1 pseudogene is annotated in these 1,836 nt (G+C 40.3%); it reads right to left on the reverse strand.

Annotated elements, in window-relative coordinates:
* Nucleotides 1–1,836 (reverse strand): annotated as a pseudogene (locus ACMFKV_RS07150) (hypothetical protein); the annotation flags it as partial.

Raw genomic sequence — 1,836 nt, forward strand, 5'->3', positions numbered from 1 at the left:
CAATAACATCTTGAGAAACACCATTTGCAACATCATTTTTAATATTTTTGAACGAGTTGCTCATACCTGCAAGTGCATCGGCAACATTTGTATAGCTTGCCTCTTCAGCAACACCATCATCATTGAGCGTAACAACCGTGAAATCTGGGAATGCCCACTTTCCATCTTCATATTTAGCACCACCACCAAAATATGAAGCAAGCATGTTACTCATCGAATAGAGCTGTGCACCGTTAACAGCATCTGTTGAGCCGGCTGCAAGCATACCTGCTTTTACACCAGAAATAATACGTGATGCACCATCATTGTTTGCAACTGTAATTTCATTACCAGCTGCATTTCCACCAATGGTAATAACATTTGTAAATGCATTTTGCTGAGTAAGGCTGGTTTTATTAACTTCAGTTGTGATGTCTTTAATAACATCTTTCGTGATTCCACTAATAACCTCATTCGTGATGTCATTTGTTATATCATTCAAGACGCCCTGTTTAATATTTACGAAAGAGTCGCTCATACCTGCAAGTGCATCGGCAACATTTGTATAGCTTTGCTGTCCAGAAGTGCCGTCATCATTGAATTGGGTAACTATGAAATCTGGAGCTTTCCATTCTCCATCTTCATATCTAGCGCCACCACCAAAATATGTAGCAAGCATGTTACTCATCGAATAAAGTTGCGCACCGTTAACAGCATCTGTTGAGCCAGCTGTAAGCATGCCTGCTTTTACGCCAGAGATACGACGTGCAAGACCTTCACTGTTTGCAACCGTGATTTCACTACCACCTATTTCTCCACCAATGGTGATAGCATTTGTGGATGCATCTTGTTTAACAATACTGGTACGACTAATCTCACCTGTAACCTCTTTAGTGACGTCATTAGTAATTTTATCAACGACACTATCCGTGATGTTCTTAATAACCTCAGCCGCCATATCATTTGTCATCTTATCAATGACGTCATTAGAAATTCCACTAATAACCTCATTCGTGATGTCATTTGCTACATCATTTAAGACGCTCTGTTTAATATTTGTGAAAGAGCTGCTTATACCTGCAAGTGCATCGGAAACATTTGTATAGCTCTGCTGTTCAGAAGTACCATCAACATTGAGTGTAACAACAGTGAAATCTGGTAATGTCCATTCCCCATCTTCATATCTAGTGCCACCACCAAAATATGAAGCAAGTGCGTTACTCATTGCATAAAGCTGTGAACCGTTAACAGCATCTGTTGAGCCAGCTGTAAGCATGCCTGCTTTTACGCCAGAGATACTACGTGCAAAACCTTCACTGTTTGCAACTGTAATTTCACTACCAGCCACATTTCCACCAATAGTGATAACATTTGTGGATGAATTTTGCTGAGTAAGGCTGGCTTTATTAACTTCAGTTGTGATGTCTTTAATAACATCTTTCGTGATTCCACTAATAACCTCATTCGTGATGTTATTTGTTATATCATTCAAGACACCCTGTTTAATATTGATGAAAGAGTCGCTCATACCTGCGAGTGCATCGGAAACATTTGTATAGCTTTGCTGTCCAGAAGTACCGTCATCATTGAATTGAGTAACCGTGAAATCTGGTAGTTTCCATTCCCCATCTTCATAATGAGCACCACCACCAAAATATGAAGCAAGTGCATTACTCATCAAATAGAGCTGTGCACCGTTAACAGCCTCTGTTGAGCCAGCTGTAAGCATACCTGCCTTTACGCCAGAGATACTACGCAATGCACCATCATTGTTTGCAACTGTAATTGCAGTACCACCTATTTCTCCACCAATGGTGATAGTATTTGTGGACGCATCTTGTTTAACAAGACTGCTAC

Origin of the sequence: Bartonella propinqua, from assembly GCF_047263965.1 — a bacterium.
Classification (GTDB): domain Bacteria; phylum Pseudomonadota; class Alphaproteobacteria; order Rhizobiales; family Rhizobiaceae; genus Bartonella.